This window comes from Amycolatopsis sp. 2-15 (genome assembly GCF_030285625.1).
Lineage (GTDB): Bacteria > Actinomycetota > Actinomycetes > Mycobacteriales > Pseudonocardiaceae > Amycolatopsis > Amycolatopsis carbonis.
Genome location: NZ_CP127294.1, coordinates 1,631,290 through 1,655,397, shown reverse-complemented (window position 1 = coordinate 1,655,397; position 24,108 = coordinate 1,631,290). Strand labels below are relative to the sequence as shown.

Sequence of the window (24,108 nt, the reverse complement as noted above, 5' to 3'; positions counted from 1 at the left end):
GCGGGAGCGCGACGCGGGAGAGAAGCGGTGGACACGAGACGGAGCGAACAGGCAGGGGAGGCCAACCGTGCGGGCATTCGTGCCCAGGGCGGTTCGCTGGCCCCGGGCCGGGTCGTCGGCGACGGCCGGTACCGCCTGCTCGCGCAGTTCGGGGTGGACGAACGAGCCGCCGCGCACCTGTGGCGGGCACGCGATGGGCAGCTCAAGCGCGATGTCGCGCTGACGCTGCTGGTCGGTGATCCGGCGGATCCGGAGGCCGCGAGGCTGGCCCGGCGAACGCTGGAGCGCGCGGCGCACGCGTCGAAGTTCGGCCACGGCGGGGTCGCGCGGGTGCTCGACGTGCTCAGCCTCGGCAGTGGCGTGACCTCGAACGAGGGACTTCTGGGCGTTGTCGTCGCGGAGTGGACCAAGGGCAGCGACCTGGTGGACCTGGTCGCACAACGGCCCGTGGCGCCGGCCGCGGCCGCGCGCATGGTGCAGGCGCTCGCCGAAGCGGTGGAGCACGCGCACCAGAACGGCCTGGTCCTCGGTCTGGACCACCCCCAGCGGCTGCGCCTGACACCCAACGGCGCGTTGAAGCTGGCGTTCCCCGGGCCGCTGCCGGACGCGACGCTGCGCGACGACGTCAAGGCCCTCGGCGCCGTCCTTTACCTCCTGCTCACCGGACGCTGGGCGCTGCCGGGCGGGCCGCCCGCGATCCCTGCGGCGCCGCTGACCCCGCAGGGCCACGTCGTGCCGCCGCGGACGCTGGTCCCGGCCGTGCCGCCCGAGCTGTCCTCGCTGGCCGTGCGCACGATCGAGGACGGCGGCAACGGCGGTATCCGCACGAGCTCGGCCATCCTGCGCGTGCTCGACCAGGCCGCCGAGGCCGAGGAGCGCACGCAGCTGATCAAGGCCGTCGGCGACAACGCCACGAGCGAGGCCGACGGCACGATCTGGACCACGAAGAAGCCGGTGAAGGACGTCGCGCGGCGGCGGAAGCTGGCGTTCGGCGTGACCGTGCTGGTGGTCGCCACCGTGCTGATCCTGGCGTGGGGCGGGTTGATGCTGATCAACCTGTTCCAGGGCGACTCCAAGGCGAGCGGCCCGACGATCAACGTCGCGGCGCCCACGTCGAGTGCCGCGCCGCCGGCCGCGAACTCGGCGGCGCCCCCGCCGTCGTCGCCGGCCGCGCCGAAGCTCGGCCAGGCCGTGGAACCGAAGACGGCCACGATCTACAACCCCAAGGGCTCGGGCGACAACTCCAGCCGGGTGAAGAACACGGTCGACGGCGACCCGGGCACGGTCTGGCGCACCGACCAGTACCAGCAGCAGCTGCCCGCGCTGAAGCCCGGCGTCGGGTTCGTGGTGCAGTTCGACGACCCGGTGAAGCTCGCGCAGGTGAAGATCGCGGCCGACAGCCCCGGCACGAAGATCGAGATCCGCTCGGCCGACAGCAAGAACCCGAAGCTGGACGACACCAAGGTGGTCGGCACCGGTGACCTCAACGGCACCGACACGACGATCAACCTCCAGACACCGACGGAGAGCCAGTACTTCGTCGTGTGGATCACCCAGCTGGGCGACGACAGCGAGGGTGGCTTCATCAGCGAGATCGGAGACGTGAGCTTCCTGCCTGCGGGGTGATCGACATCTCCCACTCAGTAGGCTCTGCCGGGTGACGGCTGCAGCTCCCACGGACGCGGACCTCATCGCGGCGCACGCCGCCGGGGACCCCCATGCGTTCAGCGAACTCGTCCGGCGGCACCGGGATCGGCTGTGGGCCGTCGCCCTGCGGACGCTGCGTGACCCGGAGGAGGCCGCGGACGCGTTGCAGGAGGCGTTCATCTCGGCCTTCCGCGCGGCGGGCAACTTCCGCGCGGAGTCGCAGGTGACCACGTGGCTGCACCGCATCGTCGTCAACGCGTGCCTCGACCGCATCCGCCGCAAACAGGCGCGGCCCACCGTTCCCCTGCCCGAGGCAGGCTTCAACGAGCCGGCCTCGCCGCGCGACTCGATGTCCGAGAAGGAGACGAGCCTGCTCGTGCGCGAGGCGCTGGAGCAACTGCCCGAGGAGCAGCGCGCGCCGATCCTGCTCGTCGACGTCGAGGGCTACTCCGTGGCCGAGACCGCGAAGATGCTCGGCATCGCCGAAGGCACGGTCAAAAGCCGTTGCGCGCGAGGAAGGGGCAAACTCGCGAAGGTTCTGGGGCACCTGCGGAACCCGGATGCGAATGCGAACGTCCCAACTCACGAAAGCAAACGCAGGAGCGCCACTTCGGACGGGTCCCGGAGTGCCGGGCGAGCCGACCGCTCGCCGGGGAACGGGGAGGCACGATGACGGACGAGAGTCGGGGGGTCGGCGGGACCGTCGGTCCGCCTTGGTCTGTCGACGTGCTGGCCGACCTCCACGCCGGCGTGCTGGACGAACACGAGGCGGCGCAGCTGTGGCCGCGGGTCCAGGCGGACCCCGAAGCGCGCGCGATCATCGAAGCCCTCGAGGCGACCACGGCCGACCTGGCCGCGCTGGCGGACGAGCCGGCGCCACCGATGCCGGCCGAGTTCACCGCGCGGATCGACCAGGCGCTGGCCGCGGAGGCCGCGTCCCGGCAGGCCGCCTCCTTTCCGGCGAGCGCTGAAGCACCGGCTGAGCCCGGCGTGGCGCCCGTGGTGGACCTGGCGGCAGCACGGCGGCGGCGGAACAAGCGGCTCGGCTGGGGCGCGGGGACCCTGACGGCGGCCGCGGCGGCGATCGTGGCCCTTGCCGTGACGGTGCCTGGCACGTCGACCGAAAGCGGCACCGCGGGGGTGGCGGCTCCGGCTCCGGCTCCGTCCGTGGGCAGCGACGGCAGCGGTGCGGAAGCGCTGCTGGGTGGAGCCATGGGCGTCCGCGATTTCGGCCCGCTTCAGGACGAGCAGCGCCTCGACGCATGCGTCAGTGCGGCCGGCCTGGACCCGGATGTGCGCCCGGAAGGCATCCGTCCGGTGACCGTCGACGGCAAGCCCGGCGTGCTCGTCATCTACACGACGGGTCAGCTCGCGCAGTTCCGTCTCGTGGCCTTCGGGGCCGACTGCGGCCCGGGTCACGCCGACAAGCTGTTCGACAAGGTCGTCGGCAAGAAATAACCGCTGGTCGGGACGGCTGAGTAGCGGCCGTCACCGTCGGGAACACCGCCACCTACCATCGTGTTGAGACCAGTGCACAGGTCACTACGAGCGGAGGTTCACGGGTGGCTGCCGAGGAAATCAGGAACCTGATCATCGTCGGGTCGGGTCCCGCCGGTTACACGGCCGCGGTTTACGCGGCGCGCGCGCAACTCGAACCGCTGGTGTTCGAGGGCACGCAGTTCGGTGGTGCGCTGATGACGACCACGGAGGTCGAGAACTTCCCCGGCTTCCGCGACGGCATCCAGGGCCCGGACCTGATGGAAGAGATGCGCAAGCAGGCCGAGCGCTTCGGCGCCGAGCTGCGGGCGGAGGACGTCGAGTCGCTGGAGCTGACGGGCGACGTCAAATACGTGGTCGCGAACGGCAAGCGGTACGCCGCGCGCGCGGTCATCCTCGCGATGGGCGCTGCGGCGCGCTACCTGAACGTGCCCGGTGAGCAGGACCTGCTCGGCCGCGGTGTGTCGGCCTGTGCGACGTGTGACGGCTTCTTCTTCCGCGACCACGACATCGCCGTGGCCGGCGGTGGTGACTCCGCGATGGAGGAGGCGACCTTCCTGACGAAGTTCGCCAAGTCCGTCACGATCGTGCACCGCCGCGACGAGTTCCGCGCCTCCAAGATCATGCTCGAGCGCGCCCGCGCGAACGACAAGATCAAGTGGCAGCTGAACTCCCAGATCACCGGGGTGGAAGGCGACGGCAAGGTCCAGGGCCTGAAGGTCACGGACACCAAGTCCGGCGACGAGAAAACGCTGGACGTCACCGGTTTCTTCGTCGCGATCGGCCACGACCCGCGCAGCGCTCTCGTGCGCGGCCAGGTCGACGTCGACGAGGACGGCTACGTGGTGACGCAGGGACGCACGACTTACACGAACGTGCCGGGTGTCTTCGCGGCCGGTGACCTCGTGGACCGCACCTACCGGCAGGCCATTACGGCGGCGGGTTCCGGGTGCAGCGCGGCCATCGACGCGGAACGATGGCTGGCGGAGCACGGCGACGAGAACGCCCACGAGGCGTCCGAGCTGGTCGGCGGCGGCTACGGCGCCGGCCACCACTGACTTTCCGAGACCGACCTGAAGGAGAAACCATGGGCAACAACACCGTCAAGGTGACCGACAAGTCGTTCGTGGACGACGTCCTGACCAGCGAGAAGCCGGTCTTGGTCGACTTCTGGGCGACCTGGTGCGGCCCTTGTAAGATGGTCGCTCCGGTACTCGAGGAGATCGCGGCCGAGAACGGCGAGAAGCTGACCGTCGCGAAGCTCGACATCGACGAGAACCCGAACACGGCGCGTGACTACCAGGTGATGTCCATCCCGACCCTGATCCTGTTCCAGGGTGGCAAGCCGGTGAAGCAGATCGTCGGCGCGAAGCCGAAGGCGGCTCTGCTGGCCGACCTGAAGGACATCCTCTGATCGAGCGGGCGCTGTCCAGCTGCTGAGAACCCGGGCCTGCGGGAATCGCCTCGCGGGCCCGGGTTCTCGCACGTTCGGGCGAAGTGTCCGTGGCCATGATCACGCAGGCGCACGCGCGTGTCCGCCCTGCGGCGGCTTGCGCTCTCCCGGGGCACACCGACCGGGCCTGCGCGCTCACCGACAGTTCACAGGGCACAATAGGTGCCCTGGGCTTACCACCCACACAGGTTTTCTGTTCTCGCATCGAGCCGGTTTCGGTGCCCTAGGAAGAGCGAGGAGTGCATGCGGGTACTCCGCCGCGGTGACGCCGGTCCGGACGTCGCCGAGATCAGGTCGATCCTTGCCGGGATGGACCTGCTCCCGCCGGTGGCGGGGACCGAGCAGTACGGCACCTTCGACGCCGCCGTCGAGCACGCCGTGCGGGCCTTCCAGCAGCGCCGTGGGCTGATCACCGACGGGGTGGTCGGCCCCGCGACGTTCCAGGCGATGAAGGGCGCGAGCTTCCACCTGGGGAGCCGTCCGCTGCAGTTCATGCTGTCCGCACCCGTGCAGGGCGACGACGTCTTCGCGCTGCAGGAGCGCCTCACCGAACTCGGCTTCGACGCCGGCCGCCCCGACGGCTACTTCGGCCCCCAGACCGAACGCGCCCTGCGCACCTTCCAGCGCGACATGCGCCTGGAGTCCGACGGCATCTGCGGCCCGGCCACCATCCGCGAGCTGCACCGCCTTTCGTCGCCCCGCGCCCGCGGCGGCCGCCCCGTGTTCCTGCGCGAACAGGAGCAGGTCCGCCAGGCCGGCCCCCGCCTGCGCGGCAAGCGCATCGTCATCGACCCCGGCCACGGCGGCGAAGACCTCGGCGTGATCGCCGGCGGCCTCCGCGAAGCCGACATCGCCTGGGACCTCGCACGGCGCCTCGAAGGCCGCATGCAGGCCACCGGCATGGAAGCCCTGATTTCGAGGGGTCCCAACCACAGCCCCACGGACTTCGAACGCGCCCGCTTCGCCAACGACGCCGGCGCCGACCTGTTCCTGTCGCTCCACAGCGACAGCAACCCCAGCCCCCGCGCCCAGGGCATCGCCAGCTTCCACTTCGGCACCGGCAACGGCACCACGTCCACCGTCGGCGAACTCCTCGCCGGCTTCATCCAGCGCGAGGTCGTGGCCCGCACCGGTCTGCGGGACTGCCGCACCCACTACAAAACCTGGGAAATCTTCACCCGCACGCGCTGTCCCGCCGTCCGCGTCGAGATCGGCTACCTCACCAACCCGGACGACAGCCGCAAACTCGGCGACCCCGCCTTCCGCGACATCGTCGCCGAGGGCATCCTCATCGCCGTCAAACGCCTCTACCTCCTCGGCGAAGGCGACCAACCCACGGGCACCTTCACCTTCGCGGACGTCCTGGCGCACGAACTGGCCAAGGCCGAGTAGCTGCCTCTTCACGACTGAGCCGGGCCCCTCCGTTCCGAGGCCCGGCTCTCGTCTTTTCGCTGCTGTTTCGCTGGTGACCACCACGGCTCTCGCCACCGCCTTCCGCCGGCTGGCAGCCATCCGCCGGGCCACCACCTTCCACCGGCTGGCAGCCATCCGCCGGGCCACCACCTTCCACCGGCTGGCAGCCATCCGCCGGGCCACCACCTTCCACCGGCTGGCAGCCATCCGCCGGGCCACCGCCCTCCACCGGCTGGCAGCCATCCGCCGGGCCACCGCTCACGGTCACTGCCCTCCACCACCCGGCTCCCACCGCCACCGTCTCTCGCTCCACAGCTCGTGGCTCACCGCCACCGCCCTCCACCGCCTGGCGCCTACCCGCCCCGCCGCGCTCACGCCACCGTCTCTCGGCCCACAGCTCGTGGCTCCCCGCCGGCTCGGTCGCCACCCCACCGCCCCCGAGACCCGATCTCATTCCCCTTGCCTTGGGCCCCGACCATTGGCCCCCAAGGTCATTGCACGGATCCCGCTCGCCGTGCTCAGCCGTCAGTTCTCCGGCACCTGCCCACTGCCCCTGCCAGCCCGGAACGTCGGTCGCGGGTTGTCGGGAGACTTCGCAGCCTCCGGCTGCAGATCGGCAGCCGAGCATCACCGCCGCCTCTGCCCACGAGCGAGTCACCACGGGCCTGGCCCTCCGGCGTGCGCCAGCACCCAACCGCCGGTCTCAACCCTCTGATCACCGGTTCCAGCGGCCCGCGCCGACGCCCGGGGCGGGCTTCGTACGTCCGTGCCCGACGCTCCCGGCACGTCCTGGCCACCCGCCGCCAGGCCTCGGCCACCGAGCTTCAGCCTCCGGGCCGAACTCCGATCACCCACCCACTCATCGCGGCCGCCCGCGGCCCGCCACAAACCACCGAATTCCGAGCCACCGGGCCAGGTTCTGGCCACCGGCCGTTGACCGCTGCCCGGTCAACGGCCACCAGACCCAGCTCTCCAGAATCACCACGCGCCACGCCCTCCGATGACAGACCCCCATCGCTTTCCACAGCCCAAGCCGCCGAGCTCTCGCCGCCGTCCACGGGCGTCGGCCGCGATCGCCGCAGGCTGGACAGCAGTCACCGTGCAATCCCACCCGTCTCTGGAATCAGGTCGCTGCCCGGCCGGCGCTGTGTGCTGCTCCGCAGCGCTGCGTGCCGCCGCCAAGGACTACCCACTCGCATCCGCGCGGGCGCAAACCCTGCCACCGGACCAGTCCCTGCTCAGCCGCTGGTGCGCTGGGGCTGATTCTGTGCACCAGCCCTGAGCGTCCTTGCTACTGAGCAGTGCGCCAAACGCGGGCCCGTCCGCTGGCCGGGCCGCAGGTCCCGTCCTCGATGGCAGTCTCTGCTGGACGGCGCGCACAGACGCGGGCCGGGTCGTGTCCACTGGCCGGTGAGCTTCGATCGACATCGCCGGTCGGTATCCGCCAAGCCGAACCGCCGGTCGGTAGCCAGAAGCCGCTGTCCGTCGGTCGCTATCCACCGCATGCTGAGACCAGGCCGCGAGATCAGCCTCCCCGCATTAGTAGCCGCACGATTGCCGGCTCGTTGCTCGCTGGTCGCCAGCTCGGACCGTCGCAATCGATGGCTCCAGCTCAGCCGCTGGGGTTTGGCGGCCAGGATGCGTCGGCGCTGTTCGGGAGTCCTGGATTGGTGCCGGCGTTCAGCAACCCTTGCGTCGGTGCTGCCGTTGGCGGGCTGGTTGATGCCTCCGGCCGTAGGCCTTCGAGCTGTAAGTCGTCCGAGGCCGGTCATCAGGGAGCGACGGCAGGTCGTCGGCTCCTGGCGCCGCTCCGCTGCCTCTCCAGGCAATGGTGCGCGGCCCAACCGCAGCCCATCGCCGACCCCGAGCGCTACCCATCACACCCAACCCGGCCGGACCCCACCACCACCACTGCGGCTCGACCCCCGTGCCTCGACCTTCGTGCGGCTCGACCGCCGTGTGGCTCGACCCCGTGTCTCTCGACACCCAGGCCGCCACATCCGGCGGTCGACTGTGGCACCTTCGGCGGTGTCTCGACCTTCGTGCCCCTCGACACCCCAGCCGCCCGGCCCGGCGCCCGACCGTGGCACCTTCGGTGGACTTACCCACAACCACTCTGGGTAGTCACCCAGATCCCCACAACCAGCCGCACCCACCGCGTGACCCACCGCTTACCGCTGGCTCCCTGTGCACAACCCCGCCCCGGAACTAACCCCAAGCGATGCACGGGCCAACCCAGGTGGAGTAGTCCACCGCCAACCCCACAACCGGAGCCACGCAACCGCTTCGACCGCTCCAGCCGACCGCCACAACCCATTGCGCCCGCTCCGCCAGGGACACACCACACCTTGGGGCAGCCCCCGCCCTCCTCGGGGGGCGTCCCCAGATCCAGTCTACTCATCCACAGGTTTTCCACGGCGTCTATCAGGGATCTGTGGATAACTCGGGGTTTCTTCCACAGTTGTGCACAGCTGGGAAAATCGGGTATTTCGGGCTGGGTAAGACCGTGGTAAGTGGGCGTCGCGAAGATCTTTCGGGGGGTGTGTCGAAGGGGTGGGGTCGGTGGCGACGTTCCTTGTGACGAGACCAGGAGGGCTGTCATGGGTGGCACGAAGTTGACCTCGGACGATGCGGTGCGTACGGCAACCGGGCGAGGGTTCGGCGAGTGGGGTGAGGTGCTCGACGCGTGGGGAGCGCGTGGTCAGGGCCACGGGGAGATCGTCGGCCGGCTCGTCGAGGACTATCAGTTGGGCAATTGGTGGGCACAGACAGTGACCGTCGAGTACGAGCGGTCCCGGGGGTTGCGGCCGCGCAACGGGGGTCGGGACGGGCTGTTCACGGTGAGTGCGAGCCGGACGATCGAGGCGAGTGTCGACGACGTGTACAAAGCCGTGGCCGAGCCGGCCGCGAGGGAAGAGTGGCTCGACGGCGATCGGCTCGCGCTCAGAACGTCGCAACGGAACAAGTCGGCGCGGTTCGATTGGGGAGACGGAGCCACGCGGGTCAACATCGGATTTGTCGACAAAGGCACAAAGACCCGGATCGCCTTGGTGCACGAGCGGATCGTCGACGAAGAGACAGCCGACAACTTCAAGGCCTACTGGCGCGACAGCCTCACCAAGCTCAAGACGAAGCTTGAGAGCAGCTGATCAAGCCCGTCCGAGACTCGGCTCCGCCGTCGTGATGGTCACCTGGCCGAGCAGCCGTTCCAAAGCCGCCTCGACGTCTTCCTTCCAGGTGATCGCCGAGCGCAGCTCCAGCCGAAGCCGCGGCCACTTCGAGTGCGGCCGCACCGTCTTGAAGCCGACGCTCTGCAGGAAAGCCGCCGGCAGCACGCACGTGTGCTGGCCCATCGGGTCGAGTTCGTCGGGCACGGCGTCGCCGAACGCCTCGATGGCGCGGACGCCGCGTTTGGTCAGATCCTTCGCCACGGCCTGCACGAGCATCCGGCCGAGGCCGCCGCCGCGGAACTCCGGCAGGACCTGGAACGCGGTGAGCAGCACGGCGTCAGCGCTGGGCGGCGACGTGGGGAAGGCCAGGGAGCGCGGCACGGCGTTCGGCGGCGCGTAGAGCACGAAGCCGACCGGCAGCGTGTCGCTGTAGACGATGCGGCCGCAGGAACCCCACTCCAGCAGCACGCTGGAGACCCACGCTTCCTTCTCGACCTCGGTGGAGCCGAACTCCTCCGCCTGGGCCTTGAGGTGCGGCGCGAGCTCCCAGTAGACGCACCGGCGGCAGCTTTTGGGCAGGTCTTCTAGGTTGTCGAGTGTGACGCCCACCACGCGACGCGACACCTGGAACCTCCCCGAATCCCTCACGACCGGCATCCGTTCCCCGCAAGAGCGCAGGAACGACCGGAAGAGCCACTCGAAGAATAGGACGATGTGATGAGCGCCGGAAGAGCGGGGACCAGGAAGAGGCCCTGGTTACACTCGATGGATCTACCCGCAGGTACCACCGAGCCCTCAGGTGTGTCGATGACCGAGAACCGCCCCGTCAAGCCGCAAGCCGGCCGCCACAATCTCGACCCTCACCTCGACCGGTACGCAGCGCGCACCGCCGGGATGACCGCTTCGGAGATCCGGGCCCTCTTTGCGGTGGCGAGCCGGCCCGAGGTCGTGTCGCTGGCCGGCGGCATGCCGAACCTCGCCGCGCTGCCGCTGGACACGCTGTCGGCGCAGGTGGCGGAGATCATCGTCGACGAGGGTCTCGTGGCGCTGCAGTACGGGTCGGCCCACGGCATCCCCACGCTGCGCGACCAGATCTGCGAAATCATGGCTCTCGAGGGCATCAAGGCGCACCCGGACGACGTCGTCGTCACCGTCGGTTCGCAGATGGGCCTCGACATGGTCACCCGGCTCTTCTGCGACCCCGGTGACATCGTGATCGCCGAAGGCCCTTCGTACGTCGGCGCGCTCGGCTCGTTCGCGGCGTATCAGGCGAAGGTCGTGCACGTCGCGATGGACGACCAGGGCCTCGTGCCCGACGGGCTTCGCGAGGCGCTGCGGCAGGCCGAGAAGACGGGCCGGCGCGTCAAGTTCCTTTACACCATCCCGAATTTCCACAACCCCGCCGGCGTCACGCTCGCCGTCGAGCGCCGCGCGGAGATCGTGGAGATCTGCCGCGAGCACGGTGTGCTGATCGTCGAGGACAACCCATACGGGCTCCTCGGCTTCGACGGCCAGACCTACCCGGCGCTGCGCTCGATCGACCCCGAGAACGTGGTGTACCTCGGCTCGTTCTCGAAGACGTTCGCCTCCGGCCTGCGCGTCGGCTGGGTGCTCGCGCCGCACGCCGTGCGCGAAAAGCTTGTGCTGGCAGCGGAATCCGCGACGCTGTGCCCGCCCACGTTCAACCAGATGATCGTCTCGCGCTACCTCGCGACGCACGATTGGAAGGGCCAGATCAAGAAGTTCCGCGAGAACTACCGCGAGCGCCGCGACGCGATGATCTCGGCGCTGAACCAGTACCTGCCGCCCGGGTGCTCGTGGACGATGCCCGAAGGCGGCTTCTACGTGTGGGTGACCGTGCCGGAAGGTGTTGACACCAAAGCGATGTTGCCGCGCGCCGTCACCGCGCGCGTGGCGTACGCGTCGGGCACCGGCTTCTACGCCGACGGTTACGGCTCGCGCCAGATGCGCCTGTCGTACTGCTACCCGACGCCCGAACGGATCCGCGAAGGCGTGCGCCGGCTCGCGGCGGTGCTGGAGTCCGAAATGGACCTCAGCCGCACCTTCGGTAGCGTGAAGGCACGCACCATCTCGGGGTCGGAAACCCCGTCGCCGGACACTGTCTGACCGGTCCGCAGCAAACTAAGGAGTTCCCACGGTGGTCGACCGTACCGTTGCCGTGCTCGCAGGCGGGCTTTCCCACGAACGCGACGTCTCCCTCCGTTCGGGCCGCCGGCTTTCGGCCGCGCTGCGCTCCGAGGGGCTCACCGTGGAGGAGTGGGACACCGACGCCGGGCTGCTCGAGCGCTTGCGTACGCAGCGACCTGACGCGGTCGTCGTCGCGCTGCACGGCGGTGAGGGCGAGAACGGCTCCGTGCAGACAGTGCTGGAAATGCTCGGCGTGCCCTTCGTCGGCACGAGCTCGCAGGGCTGCCGTCGCGCGTGGGACAAGCCGACCGCGAAGGCGTTCGTGCAGCAGGCCGGCTTCTCGACGCCGGACTGGATTGTGTTGCCCCACAGCACTTTCCGTGAGCTCGGCGCGCAGTCGGTGCTCGACGCGATGGTGGAGCGCCTCGGCCTGCCGATGATTCTCAAGCCGGACCAGGGCGGCTCGGCGCTCGGCACGCAGGTCGTGCGCGAGGCGTCGGAACTGCCCGCGGCGATGGTCGGCTGCTTCGCATACGGCGACACCGTGCTGGCGGAACGCTTCGTCGACGGGGTCGAGGTGGCGGTGACGGTCGTCGAGGGTGAGCACGGCGCCGAGGCGCTGCCGGCCGTCGAGATCGTGCCGGAGAGCGGCGTCTACGACTACACCGCCCGCTACACGGCCGGCCTCACTGACTTCTTCACGCCCGCGCGCATTTCCGAGGAGGCGGCGAAGGCCGTCGGCGAGCTGGCCGTCGCGGCGCACCGCTGGCTCGGCCTGCGCGACATCTCGCGCACCGACGCCGTGATCACCGCGGACGGCACGGTGCATTTCCTCGAGGTGAACCTGTCGCCGGGTCTCACCGAGACGTCGACTGTGCCGATGGCCGTTGAGGCGGCGGGAAAGTCGCTCGGGTCGGTGTTCGCGGACCTTGTGGCTCGGGCCGTCGCGCGCTGATCACCGCGCTCGGTAGAGGTCTCGCAGCAGCGCGATCTCGGCGCCGTGGTGCAGCACTTCCTGGTTGACCCACCAGACGATCTCGAGGAACGGCTCGTCCGGATCGCTGCCGTGGGGATAGGTACACACGCCCACGATGTCGAGCGCTGCGTCGTCGACGTTCAGCAAAGCCTGCCGCCACACAGCTGCGCCTCTTTGGAACGCGGCGATTGCGGTTACGGCGTCGCCGGTGTCGACGTAGTCGTCGCGGGTCAGCGTGTGGCTGCCGGACGTGTGGTCGGCGCGCAGCAACAGCATTTCGCTCAGGTGGCTGAGCCGCCACGCGATCGTCGTGACGGGCGGCGGCCACGGGTGGGGGTGGGGCGCCAAGTCGCGGCCCCATTCACCGCGGCCGGCGAGGAACGTCGCGCGCGGCCCCGGCTCGTCGGAGCGCCGCCGCACCGACCAACAGCCCGGCACCGGCTCCCACTGGAACTCGTCGTCGGTCATCGGATCGACGGAGACGGGGGTGCCGTCGCCGCTGTCGACCGCCGGGCCGCCGAGCCGATCGATGAGTCGCTCGCACGCGAAGTCGAACTGACTCAGCAACGGCGTCAAGCGCGGAGGAATCACGGGACGCTCCTTCGGGAGAGCTGATTGCGCCAACTCTCCCGGATTCCGCGCCGCGCGACGCCAATTTTTCCCGCGCCCGCGGCGACCACTCAGAGTGCCGGTCACCGTCCCGGTGAGCAATCATCACCGTGACGAAACGACCCTGGGTGATCCCTAGTCGGTTTCCTCTGTCTGATTCGCCGTTTTTTCGCTCGAGTTCGCGTCGATGATCGAGACGATGCGTTCGAGATCGTCGACCGAGCCGAACTCGAGGACGATGCGTCCCTTGCGGCGGCCGAGGTCGACCTTCACGCGGGTGTCGAAGCGATCGGAGAGACGGTTGGCCAGCTCCTGCAAACCCGGTGCCTGAATCGGCTTGCGGGGAGCGGGCTTCGGCTTCGCTGGCTTTTCGCTCTTCTTCAGCGTGACGGCTTCCTCGGTGGCGCGCACCGACATGCCCTCCGCGACGATCCGGGCCGCCAGCTCTTCCTGGCTTTCCGGATCTTCGAGCGAGAGCAACGCGCGCGCGTGCCCGGCCGAAAGCACACCCGCGGCCACGCGACGCTGCACGGCCAGCGGCAGCTTGAGGAGGCGGATCGTGTTGGTGATGACGGGGCGGCTGCGGCCGATGCGGCTGGCGAGCTCTTCGTGCGTCACCGCGAACTCGTCGAGCAGCTGCTGGTATGCGGCCGCCTCTTCGAGCGGGTTCAGCTGGACGCGATGGATGTTCTCCAGCAACGCGTCGCGGAGCATGGACTCGTCGGCGGTCTGCCGGACGATCGCGGGGATCGCCTCGAGCTCCGCCTGCTGCGACGCCCGCAGGCGCCGCTCGCCCATGACGAGCTCGTACTCGCCGTCGCCCAGCTCGCGGACGACGATGGGCTGCATGAGCCCGAACTCGCGGATGGAGTGTTCGAGTTCGGCGAGCGCTTCTTCGTCGAAGACCTGGCGGGGCTGCTTCGGGTTCGGCTTGACGGCGCTGACCGGGATCTCCCGGTAGACCGCGCCGGCGACCTCGCCGCTGACGGGCGTCGCCGCGCCGTTGGCCGCGAACCAGCCCTTCTCCTCACGCGCCGCCTTGTCCGCGGCCGTGCCACCTTCGACGGGGGAGGGCGCCGGGCCGGCCGCGGTGGCCGGCCCGGTCGGGATCAGGGCCGCGAGCCCCCGCCCCAGCCCTCCTCTGCGCTCAGTCATGCGGTACTGCTCCTTCCTTCGGTCGCGCCACGCTCCGCGATCTCCTTTGCGGCGTCGAGGTAGCTCATGGCGCCACGTGAACCGGGGTCGTAGGAGAGCACGGTCTGACCGTAGCCGGGCGCCTCCGAGACCTTCACACTGCGCGGGATGACGGTCTTCAGGACAGTGTCGCCGAAGTGGTTGCGGACCTCGTTGGTGACCTGGTCGGCGAGCTTGGTGCGACCGTCGTACATCGTCAGCAGGATCGTGGAGACGCGGAGCTCACGGTTGAGGTGCTGCTGCACGAGCTCGATGTTGCTCAGCAGCTGCCCGAGGCCTTCCAGCGCGTAGTACTCGCACTGGATCGGGATGAGCACTTCCTGCGCGGCCACCATCGCGTTGACGGTGAGGAGGCCGAGCGACGGCGGGCAGTCGATGAAGACGTAGTCGACGCCGATCTGGTCGAGGATCTCGGACGAGAGCGCCTCCTTGAGCCGCGTCTCGCGGTTCGCCATGGAGACGAGCTCGATCTCCGCGCCCGCGAGGTCGATCGTCGCGGGCACGCAGAACAGGTTCGACGACTGCTCGCTCACGGCCGCCGCTTCGGCAATCGTCACTTCGCCGATGAGCACCTCGTAGATCGACGGCGTGCCGGAGCGGTGATCAATGTCGAGCGCTGTGCTGGCGTTGCCCTGGGGGTCGAGGTCGATCACCAGAGTCTTGAGCCCGTGCACGGCGAGCGCGGCAGCGAGGTTGACGGCGCTCGTCGTCTTTCCGACGCCGCCCTTCTGGTTGGCGACCGTCAGCACCCGCCGGCGGATCGGGCGGGGGAGCGTGCCCTCCTTCGGGTGCAGGACGCTCGCGGCGCGGACGGCTTCTTCGGCGATCGGCGTCCAGCCCAAGTCGTGGCCGGTGCTCGCAGGGTCGGACGGTCGGGGACTCACCGGTCTCGACACCTCCTCTTGATAGACGACTCGTTGGCGTTCGGACCGCGGTGTTTCACGTGGAACGTCGCGGCCGCACTTGTACGCTTAGCTCCGCCTGCCACGTGGCCGGGGCGGCTTCGGTGGCAGGCGGCGGATCATCACGACCGTGCTGGGGACCTCGAGCACTGCCTTCCCACACTCGGCGAGTTCTGGATCGGCACCGCCGGCCTTCCGCACAGCCACGCGGTCCCGCTCGATTTCCTCTCCCGCGCTGGCCCCCTTGAGCGCAACCAGACGACCGTCGGGGCGAACCAGCGGAAGACACCAGCCCGCGAGGCGAGCGAGAGGAGCAACAGCGCGAGCGGTGACGACGTCTGCGCCACCCAGCTGCTCACGCACAGACCGCTCCTCGGCGCGTCCACGCACGATGGTGATCGGGAGTTCCAGCTTCTCGGCGACCTCAGCCAGCCAGTCAACCCGGCGGGCCATGGGTTCGAGGAGAACGATAGCGAGGTCCGGTCGAGCGATCGCCAGCGGCACGCCCGGAAGCCCGGCCCCCGACCCGACGTCCACGACGCGCGCCCCGTCGGGAACCTGCTCCCCGATCACAGCCGAGTTCAGCACGTGGCGCTCCCACAACCGCTCCACCTCACGCGGCCCGATCAGCCCCCGCTCGACCCCGTGGGTAGCCAGCAACTCCACATACCCAGCCGCCTGGTCGACTCGCTCCCCGAACACCTCCGCCGCCGCAGTCCGCACCATCGCGGTGGCGCCGTCCAAGCTCACGAAACCCACTCCTCGGTCCGCGCGTTTCACGTGAAACGCGCTCGTTGATTGTCCCCGATGCCGAGCCCAAATCGTGCCGACAGACCGCAACTGTGGACAACTCCACTCGGGGAGCCAAGTGTCCACAGCCGCGTTCCACGTGAAACCACGCCGGTAGGTGGATCTCGAGGGGCACCGTTTCACGTGAAACGCCACGGTTGTAATTCGCTCCGCCTGCGCGGCTCGGGGGAGCGGCCAAAGGATAGGTCAGCGAGGACGACCGGGCAGACACGTCAGCAAGCGCGATGACCGCCCAGCCGGACCGTGAACAGGTCGCCAGGCGAGCGCGGTAGCCGAGTCGGGGCCCGGCAGGAAGGACTGCGGTCAGGCGAGCACCCGTTCGACCGAACCGGCAAGCCGGAGACACCGAAGCCGATCCGAGCCAAACGACCGCTGGTTGCTCGTCTCGGCAAGCCAGCCGCCCCGGCTCAAATCCACGGGCCGAACCGTGGTGTGGCACGAGGTTGCGACGGTGCGGATTCGCGGCGGACGAGTGGTCGCGACCTCGAATCCAGAGCAGGTCCGTCGGGCTGAACGGCGGCTCCCGAATGAGCTCGGCGCCCGCGCCGCCCGGAGCAGGGCGCTGGAGCCAGTCCGAGCGCGGCAGTAGAAGAACGCGGCGGCTGCGCGGCGCCTTCGGGTGGGGGTTCAGTCGGATGAGTCGGCGGAACCCGGGAAGCTCCGCACCCTGTGGGTGGATGGTTTCGGGTGTCGTGGGTGCGGCGTCGTGGCGGGAGGTGCGCCGGGGTTGAGCCGCTATCCCGGGGGTGCGAGCGAGTCGCCCCCGGCGGATTGGGTGGGCGCCGGAGCATGGTCGTGTCCGAGTTGGCCGTCGGTTGGTGTGGGGTTCCGGCCCGAGTCCGGAAGCCGGGGAGTAGCTGAAGGGTCGGCGCCGAGTGAGCCTTGTTGTTCGGCAGCCTGAGTGGGCGCCGGTGTAGGTAATCGGGGCTGGATGGCGGGGAGCGCGAGTCGCGGTCATGCCGGGGCCGCAGAGCGAGGGCGGGGCGGGTACGGAGTCGTGGCCGTGCGAGGGCGCCGCGTTGTCGGATCGCGGGTACCAGTCCGATGCTCCTGCGCCGCGATGCTCGGAGCGCGAGGTTCGGACCAAGGTCGCAGGGCTACAACCGCAGGAGCGGGTGCGGGCCAATGCGGCGGGCCGGCAAGTGTGGGGGCCGATCCAAGCCCGCAGTCTCGAGACGGCAACGCGATCAGCACGAGAGCGGACCTCGCCCACGGAGGCAGGACGTTGAACGCGGCAGCGGGTTCAAGCCGCGGAGGCAACGCGATGAGCGCGGCGACAGGTCCAGCCACAGCGGCAAGACGATGCGCGCCGCCGCGGGTTCACAAACCACGGCGGCGAGACGGTCAGGACGACAGCCAGCTCAGGTCACGGCGGCGAGGCAATGAGCACGGCAGCGAGTTCCAAGTCACGGAGGCAAGACGATGCGCGCGGGAGCCGACCAACCCACGGAGGCAACGCCGGAACGAAGCCGAGGCACAGCGGCGCGGCGGCAGCGTGCGGGCACACGAAAGCGCGGAAGTGGGCCGGGGCAGGGCGGCAAGCCGAGGCGACTCGAGAGCTAGTCCGCGGCACGGTGGCGCAGCGGCAGGCCAGCAGCAGCGTGCCGGGCAAGGCGGCGAGGGGAGGGCGTGGAGAGCCAGCCGCAAGCGAATCGGTGTGGGAGCCGAGCCAGGGCACAGCGGCGAGGCGGCAGGCGCGGCAGCAGCGTGCGGGACACCGGCCGGGCAAGCGCGGAAGTGGACCGGGCAGGGCGGCAAGCCGACGTGCGTGGAGAGCTGGTCCGCGGCGCCGTGGCGCAGCGGCAGACCAGCAGCAGCGTGCCGGGCACGACGGCAAGCGCGGACGCGAAGCCGGGGCACGGCCGCAACCGGATCGACGGGGGAGCGGTGCTGGGGCGCAACGGCGAGGCGACGGGCAGGCCGCAGCGTGCGGGACTCAGCGGCAAGCGCAGAAGCAGCCGGAGCGGGCAGGCAAGGGAACAACGTGGGGGCGAAGCCGGGGCCACAGCAGCGAGGCGGCACACGCGGCACCACGGCACGGGGCAAGGCGGCAATCGCGGAGGCGGAGCTGGGGCGGGCCGGCAAGGGAATCGGTGCAGGAGTGGAGCCCGGGCGCGACAGCGAGGCGGCACACGCGGCAGCAGCGCGCGAGCACGGCGGCAACCGCGGAAGCGGAGCCAGGCAGAGCCAGCCGCAAGCGGATCGGTGTGGGAGCCGAGCCAGGGCACAGCGGCGAGGCGGCACACGCGGCAGCAGCGCGCGAGCACGGCGGCAACCGCGGAAGCGGAGCCAGGCAGAGCCAGCCGCAAGCGGATCGGTGTGGGAGCCGAGCCAGGGCACAGCGGCGAGGCGGCACACGCGGCAGCAGCGCACGAGGAACGGCGGCAACCGCGGAAGCGGAGCCAGGCAGGGCCGCAAGCGGATTGGCCCGCAGAGCGGATTGGGGCAGCAGTGAAGCGGCAGGCGCGGCAGCAGCGTGCGAGACACCGGCGGGCAAAGCGGAGCCGGGCAAGGCCCGCAAGCGAATAGGTCCGGAGAGCGGATTGGGGCAGCAGTGAAGCCGCAGGCGCGGCAGCAGCGCGCGGGACACCGGCCGGCAAGCGCGAAAGCGGCGCCGGCCGAGCCGCAAGGGGACGGGCGTGGAGAGCGAGTCTGCGGCAACGGTGGTGAGGTCGCCCAGAGCAGGAGGCGAGCCAGGGCGAGGGCCGGCGGTCGGCGGGCCAAGGCGGCGGTCGGCGACGCAGCACCGCTACAGCAACGAGAAGGTGGAGACAAAAGAAGCGGCCCGCCGGATGTCCGGCGGGCCGCTTCTGCTCAGTGCTCCGTACTACTTCAGTAATGCGTCTTCAGTGATGCGTCGAGATCACCCGTACCAAACCGCGACAGCCGCGACAGCCGGGGCGGTGAGGGCCAGGAGGCTCAGCCCTCCGGGAAGATCACCACGCGGCGCTTCGGGTCTTCGCCCTCGCTTTCGCTTGTGACGCCGTCCACGGTGGCCACCGCGTCGTGCACAACTTTGCGTTCGAAGGGGCTCATGGGCTGCAGGCGGACGCGCTCGCCGCTCTGGAGGACGGACTCGGCGGTGGAGCGGCCGAGTTCGCGGAGCTCTTCGCGGCGGTCGGCGCGCCAGCCGGCGATGTCGAGCATGAGGCGGCTGCGGGAGCCCGTCTCCTGCTGGACGGCGAGGCGGGTGAGTTCCTGCAGGGCCTCGAGCACGGTGCCGCGGGGGCCGACGAGCTTTTCGAGGTCCTCACCGCCGTCAATGCTGATGATGGCGCGGCCGGCTTCGACGTCGAGGTCGATGTCGCCGTCGTAGTCGAGCAGGTCGAGCAGGCGCTCGAGGTAGTCGCCGGCGATGTCGCCTTCCTGCACGAGCAGGTCGTCGCCGCCCTGCTTCTCGTCGGCGGCCTCGGCGGGGGCACCCTCGGTGGGTGCGGCCGAGGCCGTGGTCTCTTCGTCCTGATCGGCGTCGATCGTGTCGACCGTCTCCGACATCATTCGTCTCCTCTCCGAACCGGGAGCGTCAGCGACGCTTCCGGCCCGACTTCCTGGTCGAGTCCTTGAGGAGCCCGGAAACCCCGGTTCCGTTCTCCTTCTTCGATCCGTTCTGGGCCGGCTGCTGCGCCGGCTTCGACGGGGTCGCCTTGGTGTCCGGCTCGGACGGCTCCGACGGCTCGGACGACTTGGCCTGCGAGGCAGCCTCGGACGCAGCGGTCTTCTTGCTCTCCACGCCACCCGAGGAAGACGGGGACTTCGTCTGCGCGAAACCGTGCGCCGAACCCGCCTTGGCCACCTTGCCCTGCTGCTGACCGTTGCCGGACGGGTTGTTCTTCTTCTGCTGCACAGGCTTCTGCCCGACCTTCGGAGCCGCCGGCTTCTGCCCGGGCTTCGGCCCGAGCGACGCCCGCTTCTCCGCGGCTTCCGCCTTGCGCGCGGCCTCTTCCTTGTCGATGCGCGTGTACACGAGCCGCTGCTGCATCAGCGTCCAGCCGTTGTTCGCCAGCCAGTAGAAGAGCAGGCCGAGCGGGAACAGGGCACCGAACACGAGCACGCCGAGCGGGAAGATGTACATCGTCAGCTTGTTCATGATCGCGGTCTGCGAGGTGGCCGACGCGGCGTTCTGCCGAGCCACCGAGTGCCGCGCGGTGAGGTGCGTGGCGATCGACGCGACGATCATCAGGGGCAGCGCTACCGGCAGCACGCTCCAGTGGAACCCGGGCGCCGCGATGTTGCCGCTGACCACACCGACGCCGTTGTAGACCGCCTCGCCCAGGTTGACACCGAAGAGCTTCGCGCTGACGTACGACTGGACGTCGTGCTGGTTGAAGAAGTAGTTCTCGGTCTTCACGCCGCCACCCGCCGGCGGGATCGTGAAGGCGCGCAGCACGTGGTTCAGACCGATGAACACCGGGATCTGAAGAACCATCGGAAGGCAGCTGCCCAGCGGGTTGACACCGTGCTCGCGCTGGAGCTTCTGCATCTCCTGCGCCTGGCGCTGCTTGTCGTTCGCGTACTTCTTCTGGAGCTTCTTCATCTCCGGCGCGAAGTCTTGCATCTTCTTCATCGACCGGACCTGGTTCACGAACGGCTTGAACATGATGCCGCGGACCGTGAACGTCAGGAAGATGATCGCCAGGATCCACGAGATCGCCGTTGCTTCACCGAAGACGAACCCGAAGGCCTTGTGCCAACACCACAAGATGAAGGACACGGGGTAGTAGATGAAATCGAGCACTGAGCTACTCCTCGATCGGTGTTTCAGGCATGCGGTGGCGCCAGGAGAACTCCTCGGGCACCGGGTCGCGACCGGGTGGGGTCCACGGGCCGCAGCGCAGCAACCGGCGCAGCGCGAGGTAGGAGCCGCGGCCGGCACCGTGCCGGGTCAGGGCTTCGACTGCGTACGCGCTGCAGCTCGGGTAGAAACGGCAGGCCGGCGGTAGAAAAGGCGAGATCGCCTTGCGATAGAACTTGATGGGGAGGAGCAGCACCCACGCCACCGGCCCGGGGCGGCGCGGGGCCGTCTCCCCGGTGACGTCGGTGCCGCCCTGGGTGTGCTCGGGAGTGGCTTGCATTGCCGTTACACCGCTGATCCGTGGTCGGGGGCCGCGTCCTGCTGACGCGGTTGCCGGGGAGCACCTTCCCCGGCGGTGCGGCGGGACGAGGTGAGTCCGAGCCGGCGCAGCGCCGCGTCGAGATCGGCGCCGAGCTCCGCGCTCGAAGCGGACGCCGCCGGAGGTAATGCCCGTACGACCAACGAGCTGCCCGGGGGCAGTGTTCCGAGCCGGGCCGAAACAAGATGCCGAAGTTGCCTGGTCACCCGGTGGCGCACCACCGAGTTGCCGACGGCCTTGCTCACCACAAAACCCGCCCTGGCCGCATCGGGTGCGGCCGCGGACGGGTCCGTGGTCAACGCGTGGACGACGAGGCGGCGCCTGCCTGCCCGGGAGCCCCGGCGGAGAACGACCCGGAAGTCTTCACTCCGCCGTAGACGTGCGGCTGCGGGCAGCACGGCGCGCCTCGACGAGCCGGATCAGGCGGACAGCGCGGCGCGGCCCTTGCGACGACGAGCCCCCAAGATGGCCCGGCCCGCACGGGTCCGCATGCGGAGGCGGAAACCGTGGGTCCGCGCGCGTCGGCGGTTGTTCGGCTGGAAGGTGCGCTTACCCTTGCTCACTGCTACTCCTGTGTCTCGGCCGTCGGGCGACGGATTTTCGGCCGTCTACCGGCATGTCGTGCGGTCGCACGGCAGTCTCTGGTGTCTCCTACCAACGTGTGGCCTCGTCACGACGAGCGACGACATACGTGGGCACGCGAAACGCACCCGTCGCTTACGGGAGACCTTACGAGGGTACGCACCCCGGTCGGGAGCCGTGTAGGCACCCCCTCCGCCACGCTCGGCGACCGGGCCGTGACCTCGCCATCCCCCACGCCGGGGCACCGAATGGCAACACGCCGTACACCGTGAAATGCTTGCGCGCAACGGTGCCTTGTGGCAGCGGGCGAGGCTTGTTAGCGTGCCTCTTCCGGGTCTCCGGTCGCGAGGCGAGCGGCGGTATCGCCACCGGGGTGTGGAGGCGCCCACGGCGAACGTCGAGCCCGCAGGTGGCGTGGCTGCGGGCAGCCGTACATTAGTGCACAGCTGTGGACAACTATGTGGATATTCGCTGTGCCCGCGCGCAGGTCGGTCCAAGATGCGTCCAGGGGAGTGTTTCGCGGGCGTGCTTGAGGTGATTTCGCCGTTCACGCCGACGAGGGGAGGGGAGCCAGACAGGTGTCCGAGCACCAGCACAATCTGGGCGTCATCTGGGAGCAGGTGGTACGGGAGCTGTCCGACGGCACCCTCTCGCCGCAGCAACGAGCCTGGATGCGGGTGACGAGGCCCATCGGCCTGCTCGACGGCACCGCCCTGCTGGCTGCCCCCAGTGACTTCGCGAAGGAAGCGATCGAACGCGCGCTGCGAGGCGCGATCACCGACGCCCTCTCCCGCCGGCTCGGCCGCGCCGTGTCGCTCGCCGTGAAGGTCGACAGCGCCGAGGCCATCGCGCCCGCGCCGCGCTATGTGCCCTCACCCCCGCGGGTGGAAAACGGGCACCCCGACAACGGCCGCGTCGACAACGGTCACCTGGAACCCGGTCACCTCGACCCCACGCACATGGAGAACGGCCGGCCCGACAACGGGCGCCTCGAGCACGGCCGCCTCGACAACGGTTCCGGCGCGCAGCAGCGCCCGCCGATCGACGGCGCCTCCATGGCTGCCGCGCGCGCCGCCCGGCCCGAGCCACCGCGCCAGCGCCCGGTGCCGCAGCCGGCCCCGCTTGAGGAGTCCGACGACCCGAACGAAGAAGTGGACGAGGAAGGCGAAGCGCTCGCCGCCGTCCACGAGATCTGGCCGACGTTCTCCGGCCAGCCGATCGCCGGGCAGCCCTACACCGCGCCCGCGCAGCCGCAGACGTCGAAGACGAAGCTCAACGAGAAGTACACGTTCGACACGTTCGTGATCGGCGCGTCCAACCGGTTCGCCCACGCGGCCGCGGTGGCCGTGGCCGAGGCGCCGGCCCGCGCGTACAACCCGCTGTTCATCTGGGGTGAGTCCGGGCTCGGCAAGACGCACCTGCTGCACGCCGTGGGCCACTACGCGCAACGGCTGTTCCCCGGCATGCGCGTGCGCTACGTGTCGACCGAAGAGTTCACCAACGACTTCATCAACTCGCTGCGCGACGACCGCAAGGTCGCCTTCCAGCGCCGCTACCGCGACATCGACATCCTGCTCGTCGACGACATCCAGTTCCTGGAAGGAAAAGAAGGTACGCAGGAAGAGTTCTTCCACACCTTCAACACCCTCCACAACGCGAACAAGCAGATCGTCGTCAGCTCCGACCGTCCGCCCAAGCGCCTCGAAACGCTGGAGGACCGGCTGCGGACGCGGTTCGAGTGGGGCCTGATCACCGACATCCAGCCGCCCGAGCTCGAAACCCGCATCGCCATCCTGCGCAAGAAGGCCGCGCAGGACCGGCTGGCGGTGCCGGGTGAGGTGCTGGAGTTCATCGCCTCGCGCGTGGAGGCGAACATCCGCGAGCTCGAGGGCGCGCTGATCCGCGTGACCGCGTTCGCGTCGCTCAACCAGCAGGCCGTGGACGTCGGGCTCGCCGAGATCGTGCTGCGCGACCTGATCCCCGACTCGCACGCGCCGGAGATCACCGCGCCGACGATCATGGGCGTCACCGCGGAGTTCTTCGACGTCACGCTCGACGACCTCTGCGGGCCCGGCAAGACGAAGGCGCTCGCCACGGCGCGCCAGATCGCGATGTACCTGTGCCGCGAGCTCACCGACATGTCGCTGCCGAAGATCGGGCAGACGTTCGGCGGCCGCGACCACACGACCGTGATGCACGCGGACAAGAAGATCCGCAAGGAGATGGCCGAGCGCCGGCGCATCTACGACCAGGTGCAGGAGCTCACGTCGCGGATCAAGCAGCGGGCTCGGCAGTAGCTTCGGAGCTTCACCAGGGAGGGCGTCGCCTACGGGCGGCGCCCTCCTTTTATCTGGGCGATGCCAGGACGCGGCCAGGACGGCGCTCAGCGAGGCTCACCGCCCGCGCGGAGGTCCGGTCTGTCGGCCGGTGCCGAGGCCCGCGATCCGTCCACAGAGACCCGTCCACACCACACCCCGCGCGCTCGCCCCATCACCCACCTCGAGCCCGATTTCCTCTACCACACAACACCTTCCACAACGCCCCGGGTCCAACGTGGACGAAGCACCCGTACACACGCGAAGCAGCGAAGCAAGCG

Annotated in this window: 20 protein-coding genes; 10 read left to right on the top strand and 10 right to left on the bottom strand. The window is 69.7% G+C overall.

Going from position 1 to position 24,108, the window contains the following annotated elements:
* The first annotated feature begins 27 nt into the window (after nt 1-27).
* The 7 genes from QRX50_RS08215 (at nt 28) to QRX50_RS08185 (ending at nt 9,159) form a co-directional block, all read left to right on the top strand.
* Nucleotides 28-1,626, top strand: a complete 1,599-nt coding sequence (locus QRX50_RS08215; RefSeq protein ID WP_285971356.1) for a protein kinase family protein — start codon at nt 28-30, stop codon at nt 1,624-1,626.
* Nucleotides 1,627-1,657: 31 nt separating this feature from the next.
* Nucleotides 1,658-2,320, top strand: coding sequence for an RNA polymerase sigma factor SigM (gene sigM / locus QRX50_RS08210; RefSeq protein WP_220245388.1), 663 nt, complete (start codon nt 1,658-1,660; stop codon nt 2,318-2,320).
* Nucleotides 2,317-3,105, top strand: coding sequence for an RsmA family anti-sigma factor (locus tag QRX50_RS08205; protein WP_285971355.1), 789 nt, complete (start codon nt 2,317-2,319; stop codon nt 3,103-3,105). The genes sigM and QRX50_RS08205 overlap by 4 nt, the downstream gene beginning before the upstream one ends.
* 104 nt (nt 3,106-3,209) lie before the next feature.
* On the top strand, nt 3,210-4,202 hold the full coding sequence (trxB, locus tag QRX50_RS08200) for a thioredoxin-disulfide reductase (RefSeq protein ID WP_285971354.1): 993 nt from the start codon (nt 3,210-3,212) through the stop codon (nt 4,200-4,202).
* 29 nt (nt 4,203-4,231) lie between these two features.
* Complete coding sequence (trxA, locus tag QRX50_RS08195; protein WP_285971353.1) at nt 4,232-4,558, top strand: thioredoxin; 327 nt, start codon at nt 4,232-4,234, stop codon at nt 4,556-4,558.
* Between the two features lie 282 nt (nt 4,559-4,840).
* A complete protein-coding gene (locus QRX50_RS08190; protein WP_285971352.1) occupies nt 4,841-5,989 on the top strand; it encodes an N-acetylmuramoyl-L-alanine amidase in 1,149 nt (382 codons plus the stop codon).
* 2,621 nt (nt 5,990-8,610) lie between these two features.
* Nucleotides 8,611-9,159, top strand: coding sequence for an SRPBCC domain-containing protein (locus QRX50_RS08185; RefSeq protein ID WP_285971351.1), 549 nt, complete (start codon nt 8,611-8,613; stop codon nt 9,157-9,159).
* Here QRX50_RS08185 and QRX50_RS08180 read toward each other — a convergent pair whose 3' ends face one another.
* Entirely contained in the window at nt 9,160-9,804 is a 645-nt protein-coding gene (locus QRX50_RS08180; RefSeq protein WP_220245393.1) for a GNAT family N-acetyltransferase, read from the bottom strand.
* 183 nt (nt 9,805-9,987) lie between these two features.
* On the opposite strand from QRX50_RS08180, the gene QRX50_RS08175 reads away from it, so the two are divergent.
* Nucleotides 9,988-11,307, top strand: a complete 1,320-nt coding sequence (locus QRX50_RS08175; RefSeq protein WP_285971350.1) for an aminotransferase-like domain-containing protein — start codon at nt 9,988-9,990, stop codon at nt 11,305-11,307.
* Between the two features lie 31 nt (nt 11,308-11,338).
* Nucleotides 11,339-12,283, top strand: coding sequence for a D-alanine--D-alanine ligase family protein (locus tag QRX50_RS08170; protein WP_285971349.1), 945 nt, complete (start codon nt 11,339-11,341; stop codon nt 12,281-12,283).
* Here the strand turns inward: QRX50_RS08170 and QRX50_RS08165 are convergent, their stop codons facing one another.
* The 9 genes from QRX50_RS08165 to rpmH form a co-directional block, all read right to left on the bottom strand.
* Nucleotides 12,284-12,895, bottom strand: a complete 612-nt coding sequence (locus QRX50_RS08165; protein WP_285971348.1) for a DinB family protein — start codon at nt 12,893-12,895, stop codon at nt 12,284-12,286.
* Nucleotides 12,896-13,048: 153 nt separating this feature from the next.
* Complete coding sequence (locus QRX50_RS08160) at nt 13,049-14,068, bottom strand: ParB/RepB/Spo0J family partition protein (RefSeq protein WP_285971347.1); 1,020 nt, start codon at nt 14,066-14,068, stop codon at nt 13,049-13,051.
* Nucleotides 14,065-14,991: a ParA family protein gene (locus tag QRX50_RS08155; RefSeq protein ID WP_285971346.1), complete on the bottom strand. Its 927-nt coding sequence runs from the start codon at nt 14,989-14,991 to the stop codon at nt 14,065-14,067. The genes QRX50_RS08160 and QRX50_RS08155 overlap by 4 nt, the downstream gene beginning before the upstream one ends.
* Nucleotides 14,992-15,078: 87 nt before the next feature.
* Nucleotides 15,079-15,759, bottom strand: a complete 681-nt coding sequence (gene rsmG / locus QRX50_RS08150) for a 16S rRNA (guanine(527)-N(7))-methyltransferase RsmG (RefSeq protein WP_285971345.1) — start codon at nt 15,757-15,759, stop codon at nt 15,079-15,081.
* 2,979 nt (nt 15,760-18,738) lie between these two features.
* Nucleotides 18,739-19,314, bottom strand: coding sequence for a Jag family protein (locus QRX50_RS08145; RefSeq protein ID WP_285974394.1), 576 nt, complete (start codon nt 19,312-19,314; stop codon nt 18,739-18,741).
* 28 nt (nt 19,315-19,342) lie between these two features.
* A complete protein-coding gene (gene yidC / locus QRX50_RS08140) occupies nt 19,343-20,554 on the bottom strand; it encodes a membrane protein insertase YidC (protein ID WP_285971344.1) in 1,212 nt (403 codons plus the stop codon).
* A 4-nt stretch (nt 20,555-20,558) separates the two neighbouring features.
* Nucleotides 20,559-20,891 (bottom strand): membrane protein insertion efficiency factor YidD, encoded by a 333-nt coding sequence (yidD, locus tag QRX50_RS08135; RefSeq protein ID WP_285971343.1) that lies wholly within the window; start codon nt 20,889-20,891, stop codon nt 20,559-20,561.
* Nucleotides 20,892-20,896: 5 nt separating this feature from the next.
* Entirely contained in the window at nt 20,897-21,328 is a 432-nt protein-coding gene (gene rnpA / locus QRX50_RS08130) for a ribonuclease P protein component (RefSeq protein WP_285971342.1), read from the bottom strand.
* A gap of 21 nt (nt 21,329-21,349) precedes the next feature.
* Nucleotides 21,350-21,493, bottom strand: a complete 144-nt coding sequence (gene rpmH / locus QRX50_RS08125; protein WP_285971341.1) for a 50S ribosomal protein L34 — start codon at nt 21,491-21,493, stop codon at nt 21,350-21,352.
* A 597-nt stretch (nt 21,494-22,090) separates the two neighbouring features.
* On the opposite strand from rpmH, the gene dnaA reads away from it, so the two are divergent.
* Nucleotides 22,091-23,809 carry a chromosomal replication initiator protein DnaA gene (gene dnaA, locus QRX50_RS08120; protein ID WP_285971340.1) on the top strand — a complete coding sequence of 573 codons (1,719 nt, stop codon included), beginning with the start codon at nt 22,091-22,093 and terminating at the stop codon, nt 23,807-23,809.
* The last annotated feature ends 299 nt before the right edge of the window (nt 23,810-24,108 follow it).

Excerpts from the sequence above, each read along its gene's own strand:
- QRX50_RS08205 (WP_285971355.1), top strand. The coding sequence starts at position 2,317 with ATGACGGACGAGAGTCGGGGGGTCGGCGGGACCGTCGGTCCGCCTTGG.
- trxA (WP_285971353.1), top strand. The coding sequence starts at position 4,232 with ATGGGCAACAACACCGTCAAGGTGACCGACAAGTCGTTCGTGGACGAC.
- QRX50_RS08190 (WP_285971352.1), top strand. The coding sequence starts at position 4,841 with ATGCGGGTACTCCGCCGCGGTGACGCCGGTCCGGACGTCGCCGAGATC.
- QRX50_RS08185 (WP_285971351.1), top strand. The coding sequence starts at position 8,611 with ATGGGTGGCACGAAGTTGACCTCGGACGATGCGGTGCGTACGGCAACC.
- QRX50_RS08175 (WP_285971350.1), top strand. The coding sequence starts at position 9,988 with ATGACCGAGAACCGCCCCGTCAAGCCGCAAGCCGGCCGCCACAATCTC.
- QRX50_RS08160 (WP_285971347.1), bottom strand. The coding sequence starts at position 14,068 with ATGACTGAGCGCAGAGGAGGGCTGGGGCGGGGGCTCGCGGCCCTGATC.
- QRX50_RS08145 (WP_285974394.1), bottom strand. The coding sequence starts at position 19,314 with ATGTCGGAGACGGTCGACACGATCGACGCCGATCAGGACGAAGAGACC.
- yidD (WP_285971343.1), bottom strand. The coding sequence starts at position 20,891 with ATGCAAGCCACTCCCGAGCACACCCAGGGCGGCACCGACGTCACCGGG.